Here is a 7088-nt window from a genome sequence, read left to right as displayed (position 1 = left end):
CTCGCCCCGGGCGCGGAGGCGGGAGCGCGCGAGCGCGCCGCGCCGAGGGCGCCGCCAGCGACGCAGGGCGAGCTCCCGCCCGGCGACGCCGCCGCGGCGCGCGGCTGGTTCGAGGCGCAGGGGCTCGGCGCGGAGCGCGCGCCGGCCGGGCGGGAGGCGCTCGCGGTCTCGCCCCCGGCGTCGCTCTTCTCCCCGGGCGGCGGCGACGGCGAGGAGGCGCCCGCCGCGCGCGCGAAGCGGCGCGTGGACGGCATGCTCGCCGAGATGCGCGCGCGCGATCTCGCGCGCTACCCCGACGCGTCGTGGATGGACCTCCGGGACGCGCTCGCTGGCGGGTTCGCGCCGGACTTCGGCGTGCTGCGCGGAGGCGGGCAGGGGACTCGCGACCTCCTCGCGGACACCGCCGGCGCCTACCTCGGCGCCGCCGAGGCCTACGGCCGCTCGGGGCGGCCGTTCGAGAACGGACCCGACGCCCCCGGGGGCGTCGCGCCGGGGACGGACGCCACGGTGCACGCCGCGGCGGAGGGCGACCGGGAGCGCGAGTCCCTCGTCGCGGGGATCGACGCGCTCGCCGCGACGGGCGGCAAGGGGCTCGCGTGGTCGAAGGCGCTCGTCACGGTGGTCGCGGTGACCGAGGACGGCGACGGCGTCGTCACGGAGGCGAGGGTCGTCGCGTCGAGCGGGAACCCCGCCCACGACCGCCTCGCGCTCGCGCAGGCGCGGGGGCTCATCGGCCGCTCGCCCTCGCGCCGGCTCGCGGGCACGACGACGGAGTGGGCGTTCGTCACCGAGCTCTCGGTCATCCCGCCCGTCCCCGTCGCGGGCGTGGCCTTCGACGCGAACTTCAAGCCGAAGGGCTTCGTCTACCCCCTGAAGCGGAAGGCGAAGAGCCGGATCGAGCTCGTCGCGGTGCGCGAGGGCGGATAGCCGCCGGTTGACTCCGCGCCCCGGTCTTCCTTAGTTTCCGCCCGCGTGTCCGACCTCGTCTCGCTCTCCCGCAAGGCCCCCTCCGCGCCCGGCGATCGCCCGGCCGCCCCCCGCAAGGTGTACGTCCACACCTTCGGCTGCCAGATGAACGCGTCGGACTCCGACCGGATGGTCGAGCTCCTCGGCCGCCACGCGTTCGAGCGCGCCGACACCGCGGAAGACGCGGACCTCATCCTCCTCAACACCTGCGCGGTGCGCGAGAAGGCGGAGCAGAAGCTCCTGTCGGCCCTGGGGCGCTACCGCGAGGTGAAGGCGCGGCGCGGCGCGCTCATCGCGGTGTCCGGCTGCGTCGCGCAGCAGGAGAAGGACCGGCTCCTCGCGCGCGTGCCGTACGTGGACTTCGTCTTCGGCCCGGACAACATCGGCAAGCTCCCGGAGATGGTCGCCCGGGCGGAGCGCGAGCGGTTCGCCGAGACGGGCTGGATGGACTCGCACGACTACGTGTTCCCGCAGGCGGACCCCGAGGCCGCGCGCGGCCGGCCCACCGCGTTCGTCACCGCCATGAAGGGCTGCGACAACGTCTGCGCGTTCTGCATCGTGCCGCACACCCGCGGCCGCGAGGTGTCGCGCGCGTTCCCGGAGATCGTGGCCGAGTGCGCGGCGCTCGCCGAGGTGGGCGTGCGCGAGGTGACGCTCATCGGCCAGAACGTGAACTCCTACGCGGGCGGCTGCACCTTCGCGGAGCTGCTCCGCCGCGTGGCGGCCGTGCCGGGGATCGCGCGGATCCGCTTCACCACGAGTCACCCGCACGACCTCTCCGACGCGCTCGTGGAGGTGTTCCGCGACGAGCCCAAGGTCATGCCCCACTTCCACCTGCCGGTGCAGGCGGGCTCGGATCCCGTCCTCGCCCGCATGCGCCGCGACTACACGGTCGCGGAGTACCTCGACCGCTTCGATCGTCTGCGCGCCGCCCGCCCCGGCATCGCCGTCACCACCGACTTCATCGTCGGCTTCCCCGGCGAGACCGACGCGGACTTCGAGGGCTCGCTCGCGCTCCTCGAGCGCGCGCGCTTCGAGCAGAGCTTCAGCTTCCTCTTCAGCCCGCGCCCGAAGACGGTCGCGGGCCTGCGCCTCGGCTCGGGGCCCGAGTGGCAGGAGGTCCCGCGCGCGGTGGCGGTCGAGCGGCTCGAGCGGCTTCAGGGCGCGCAGCGGCGCATCGCCGCGGAGGCGCTCGCGGCCGCGCTCGGGAAGGTGGTCGAGGTCCTCGTCGAGGGACCCTCCGACGAGCCGGGCGAGCGCCTCGGACGCACGCCGGAGAACACCGTCGTCCACCTCGCTGCCGACGAGCAGGCCGCGCCGACCGGCGCGCTCGTCCACGCGCGCATCACGCGCGCCGGCGGGAGCTCGCTCTCCGGTACGCTCGCGTGACCGCGCGCCCGCGCACGGCGCTGTTCGCCGCGGGGGCGGTCGCCTGGGCCGCGCTCATCTTCTGGGCGTCCTCCCAGTCGCACCCGTTCCCCGAGCTGCCGCAGGGCCTCTTCGAGCACGACAAGCTCCTGCACGCCTCCGCGTACGCGGTGCTCGGCGCGCTCGTGCGCGCGGCGCTCGGCGGGTGGCGGCTCCCGGCCTGGGTGCCGCTCGGGCTCGCCATCGCGCTGGGGACCGCGTACGGGGCGTCCGACGAGTGGCACCAGGCCTTCGTGCCGAACCGCTCGCCCGATCTCCTCGACCTCGCGGCCGACGCGCTCGGCGTCGCGGCAGGCGCGGCGGTGGCGGCGGTCATCTTGCGGCGTGTAGGTGCGCGGGCTAGCATCGACGGCTGATGCCGATCATCGCGCCGTACGCCGGGCGGGCGCCCCGCCTGCACGGATCCGTGTTCGTGGCGGAGAACGCGGTCGTGGTCGGGGACGTGGAGATCGGCGAGGGCTCGTCGATCTGGTTCGGCACGGTGGTCCGCGGCGACGTGAACCACGTGCGCATCGGCGCGCGCACCAACCTGCAGGACCTCACCGTCGTCCACGTCACCTCGGGGACGCACCCGACCGTCATCGGCGACGACGTGACCGTGGGTCACCGCGCGGTGCTGCACGGGTGCACCATCCGCGAGCGCTGCCTCGTCGGCATCGGCGCGATCGTCATGGACGGCGCGGTGGTGGGCCCCGACGCGATGGTCGGCGCGGGGGCGCTCGTCTCGCCCGGGACCATCGTGCCGCCGGGCACGCTCGTGCTGGGCTCGCCGGCGCGGCCGCGCCGCGAGCTCACGCCGGAGGAGCGCGCCTTCCTCCGGACCTCTGCGGAGCGGTACGCGGGGTACGCCGCGCGCTACCGCGGCGAGGGGGGTGGGGGATGACGGCGTTCGAGGCGCTCCGGCGCGCGGCGCTCTTCAAGGACTTCACCGAGACGGGCCTCAGGATCTTCGCCGGCATCGCGCTCGAGAAGGCGATCCCGGCGGGCACGCCGCTCTTCGTCGAGAACATGGTCGGCGAGTCGCTCTTCATCGTGAAGTCCGGCACCGTCCGCGTCACGCAGCGCACGCCCGAGGGCGAGAAGGAGCTCGCCGTGCTCGGCGCGGGCGAGCACCTCGGGGAGCTCGCGCTGCTCGGCCGGAGCGTCCGGCTCGTGTCCGCGGTCGCCGGGACCGCCTGCGAGGTGGTGGAGATCACGCAGCGCGACTTCGTGCGGCTGCAGCCCCAGAAGCCGCAGGCCTGCCTGAAGCTCGCGCTGGCCATCGGCGGCGATCTCGCCGAGAAGGTCGCGGAGAACCGCGACGCCCTCCGGGAGCTCGCCGCCCGTCGTATGAGCTAGGGACGCGCGGGCTGCCTCCCTGCCCGCCCTCCGGGCGAGCGGGCGGGAAGCGCCGGGGCGCGCGCATCGTTCTCGTCGGGGGTCCCGCGATATCGAGGCGCGCGCCGCGCGGCTAGCGCGTGACGCTCGGGCGGTTTCGGGGTAATTCGGGGAGAACGGAAGGCCGCATGCTCGAACGCCTGGTCGCCATCCTGGGAGGCCACTCCCTCCACGTCGGCTACGGCGTCGTCTTCGTCATGCTGGTCCTCTGCGGGTTCGGCCTGCCGATGCCCGAGGACGTGGTCCTCGTGACCGCCGGCGTCCTCGCCTGGCTCGCGTCCGATCTGAGCCACGCGACCTTCTCCGGGATGCTCCACGACGAGGGCCTCCTCACGATGATCGTGATGGGGCTCGGCGGCATCCTCGCCGGCGACTCGGTGATCTTCTTCGCGGGGCGGCGGTTCGGGGCGCGCATCGCCGACTTCCGCCCGCTCCGCCGGCTCATCACTCCGGAGAAGCTCCAGCTCGTGGAGCGGAAGGTGCGGACGCGCGGCAACGTGGTCGTGATGTTCGCGCGCTTCCTGCCCGGCCTGCGCGCGCCGACCTTCTTCACCGTCGGCCACGCCCGCATGCCGTACTGGGAGTTCCTGCTCTTCGACGGCGTCGCGGCGCTCGTCTCCGCGCCGCTGTGGGTCTGCGTCGGCTTCTGGTTCGGCTCCGACCTGCACGCCGCGACCCGCGTCGCCGGGAGATTCTCGAACTACATCCTGCTCGGCGTCCTCGTCGTGCTCCTCGCCCTCGTCTTCCGATGGGCGCAAGGACGTCGCTCCGCCCCGCCCGCCCTGGCGTCCGAGGCGGAGCGGGAGTAGCGGAACCGACCGGACGCGAGGCTCTAGCGCGCTTCCGGGCGCCGGCCGAAGATCCTCCGGAAGAGGCCGCCGAGCGCGCCGCCGGCGCTCGCCGCCGCGACGGCGGGATCCGCAGCGCCCGCGGCCAGGTTCCCGGGCGCCGGGAAGTTCCCGGTCTGCGCCCGCGCCGCGTCCGCCCCGCCGCCCTGCTCGAGCTTGCGCCGCGCCGCCTCCGCCCCCTCGCCCGCCGACATCACCGCCTGCACCTCGCGGCCGGTGTTGAGCTCGCGCGCCGTGACGGTGAGGAGGCACTCCGGCCCGAGCTCGAAGCTGACCGCGATCTTCACCATGCCGCGCGGGCCGGGCGGGAGCCCCTCGAGACGGAGAGTGCCCAGGTACTCGCACTCCGACGCCGCGCGGCTCTCGCCCTGGAAGACGGCGAGCTCGAACTCGGTCTGCCCGTCGCGCGTCGTCGTGAGCCCGTACTGCTTGCGGGCGGGGAGGGGCGTGTTCCGCTCGATGATGGTCTTCACGCGGCCGCCGGGCAGGCCGATGCCGATCGACATCGGCAGCACGTCGATGAGGACCACCCCCTCGGCGCTGCCGAGCGAGTGGGCGAGGAGCGCCGCGCCGAGGGCGACGGCCTCGTCGGGGTGGACCGCGTGCGAGGGCGGGCGGCCGAAGAACGCCGCCACCTTCCGGTGCACGAGCGGCATCCGCGACTGCCCGCCGACGAGCAGCACCTCGTCGATGTCCTTCGTCCCGAGCCCCTTCGCGAGGAGCACCTCCCGGCACACGTCGAGGGTGCGGTCGACGAGCGGCTCGACCAGCGCGACGATCTCGTCGCGGGTGAGCACCGCCTCGAGGGCGACGGGCGCGCCGTCGCGCAGGGCGAGGAAGGGCAGGCTCACCGGGAACTCGGCGCGCTCGGAGAGCGCGCACTTGGCGCGCTCGGCGGCGTCGACGAGGCGGGAGAGCGCGACGCGGTCGTCCGGGAAGGGCGCGCCGGTCCGCTCCTCCCAGATCGCGAGGAGCCGCTCGACGATCCGGTCGTCGAAGTCCACCCCGCCGAGGAAGGTGTCGCCGCCGGTCGAGACGACCTCGTAGACGTTGTCGGACAGCTCGAGCACGGAGGCGTCGAACGTCCCGCCGCCGAGGTCGTAGACGAGGACGCGCTGGTTCAGGTGGCGGCCGTAGGCGTACGCGAGCGCGGCCGCGGTCGGCTCGTTCAGGATGCGCTCGACCTGGATCCCCGCGAGCGCCGCCGCGTGGCGGACCGCCGCGCGCTGCCGCTCGTTGTAGTACGCGGGCACGGTGACGACCGCGCGGTTCACCTCCTCGTGGAGGTGGTTCTGCGCGACGTCGCGGACCTCTCCCAGCACGAGCGCGGAGATCTGCTCGAGCGAGACGGTCTCGGGCCCGAGCCGCACCGCCGCGAGGCCCTCGTCGCCGGGCACGATCTCGTAGGGGTATTTCTCGCGGATCTCCTGCACGAGCGGCGTGTCCCAGGCCCGCCCGATGAGGCGCTTCGCGCCCGAGACGGTCGTCTTGGGGTTCGTGAGGAGCTGCGACCTCGCCAGGTGACCGACGACGACGCGCTGCCGCGCGTTGAGCCCGACGATCGAAGGCACGGTGGCGTGCCCCTCGCGCGAGGGGATCACGTACGGCCGCCCGTCCTTCACGACCGCCGCGCACGAGTTGGACGTCCCGAGGTCGATCCCGATGATCGCGCGCGAGGGGCGGGTGACCGGCCGCGGCGCGTCCGGGAGGCCGAGGTCGATGCGCGCCGGTCCGGCCTGGAGCTGCTCCACCCGGTGGCTCGCGGCGAGGTCGGCCTGGGCGGGCGAGGGCGCGGCGGGGAGCGGCGTCAGCACCGGCGGCGCGGACGGTGGGGGCGGCGTAGGGAGCGCCGCGTCGGGCGCGCGCGTGGGCGCGGGGGTCCCGTCCGGCCGGGCGGCGATCGGCGCGGGGGCGATCACGCCGGGGGCGACGCCGCGGCGCTCCTTCAGCTCCACCATCCGCTCGACGAGCGCCCGCGAGGCGTCGTCGAGCCTCGTGAACTGCACGCCCATGCCCGGCGCGCGGCGCGGATGAGCCGCCGGATCCTCGGCCTGGATCCAGCGCACGACGCCCTCGCCCCGGATCGCCGCCTCGCCGCCGGAGAGCCGGAGCTCCAGGGCGAGCCGGGTGCCGACCGGCCTGGGCGCGCGCGTGCGGATGAACACGCCGCCGCGGGAGATGTTCACCGCGAAGCGCTCCACGAGCTCGTCGATGGTGCCGTAGGAGAGCCGGACGGCGAGGCCCACCGGCGTGCGGCCCCCGCCGCGCTTGTCGTGTGGCCCCTCCACCGCGGCGATTATCGTCTTCCGGCGGACGGGCGGGCAAGCGGGTGTTCACCCTGCGGCGCAGCGTCCGCGCGGCGTGTGTGGGCCCCCGCGCACCTCCCGAGGCGCTGGGGGCGAGGCGCGCGGGCGTCGAGCGCCGGCCCCTCGCGCCGGGGTGACCCGCGCCCGGCCCGCTCCCGCCGGA

Annotated in this window: 7 protein-coding genes; 6 read left to right on the top strand and 1 reads right to left on the bottom strand. The window is 75.1% G+C overall.

Annotated features, from left to right (window positions below; all coding sequences use genetic code 11):
- The 6 genes from MLV88_RS02225 to MLV88_RS02200 all read left to right on the top strand — a co-directional run.
- Positions 1–927 (top strand): TonB C-terminal domain-containing protein (locus tag MLV88_RS02225; RefSeq protein WP_243336722.1); only part of this gene is annotated, 927 nt, incomplete at its 5' end.
- A gap of 45 nt (positions 928–972) precedes the next feature.
- The gene (miaB, locus tag MLV88_RS02220; protein WP_242333908.1) at positions 973–2355 is read left to right on the top strand and encodes a tRNA (N6-isopentenyl adenosine(37)-C2)-methylthiotransferase MiaB; all 1383 of its coding nucleotides are present in this window, start codon (positions 973–975) and stop codon (positions 2353–2355) included.
- Positions 2352–2750 carry a VanZ family protein gene (locus MLV88_RS02215; protein WP_242333905.1) on the top strand — a complete coding sequence of 133 codons (399 nt, stop codon included), beginning with the start codon at positions 2352–2354 and terminating at the stop codon, positions 2748–2750. Before miaB ends, MLV88_RS02215 begins: the two co-directional genes overlap by 4 nt.
- Positions 2750–3277 (top strand): gamma carbonic anhydrase family protein, encoded by a 528-nt coding sequence (locus tag MLV88_RS02210; protein WP_242333902.1) that lies wholly within the window; start codon positions 2750–2752, stop codon positions 3275–3277. The genes MLV88_RS02215 and MLV88_RS02210 overlap by 1 nt, the downstream gene beginning before the upstream one ends.
- A complete protein-coding gene (locus MLV88_RS02205; protein WP_242333899.1) occupies positions 3274–3732 on the top strand; it encodes a cyclic nucleotide-binding domain-containing protein in 459 nt (152 codons plus the stop codon). The genes MLV88_RS02210 and MLV88_RS02205 overlap by 4 nt, the downstream gene beginning before the upstream one ends.
- Before the next feature lie 167 nt (positions 3733–3899).
- Positions 3900–4580 carry a DedA family protein gene (locus MLV88_RS02200; RefSeq protein WP_242333897.1) on the top strand — a complete coding sequence of 227 codons (681 nt, stop codon included), beginning with the start codon at positions 3900–3902 and terminating at the stop codon, positions 4578–4580.
- A 23-nt stretch (positions 4581–4603) separates the two neighbouring features.
- Here MLV88_RS02200 and MLV88_RS02195 read toward each other — a convergent pair whose 3' ends face one another.
- On the bottom strand, positions 4604–6907 hold the full coding sequence (locus MLV88_RS02195) for a TIGR02266 family protein (protein ID WP_243336721.1): 2304 nt from the start codon (positions 6905–6907) through the stop codon (positions 4604–4606).
- Between the last annotated feature and the right edge of the window lie 181 nt (positions 6908–7088).

Origin of the sequence: Anaeromyxobacter soli, from assembly GCF_022808855.1 — a bacterium.
Classification (GTDB): Bacteria; Myxococcota; Myxococcia; order Myxococcales; family Anaeromyxobacteraceae; genus Anaeromyxobacter; species Anaeromyxobacter soli.
This window is presented reverse-complemented; position numbering and strand designations above follow the sequence as displayed.

Bases quoted from the DNA above. Each gene is read 5' to 3' on its own strand.
- MLV88_RS02210 (WP_242333902.1), top strand. From the start codon at position 2,750: ATGCCGATCATCGCGCCGTACGCCGGGCGGGCGCCCCGCCTGCACGGA.
- MLV88_RS02205 (WP_242333899.1), top strand. From the start codon at position 3,274: ATGACGGCGTTCGAGGCGCTCCGGCGCGCGGCGCTCTTCAAGGACTTC.
- MLV88_RS02200 (WP_242333897.1), top strand. From the start codon at position 3,900: ATGCTCGAACGCCTGGTCGCCATCCTGGGAGGCCACTCCCTCCACGTC.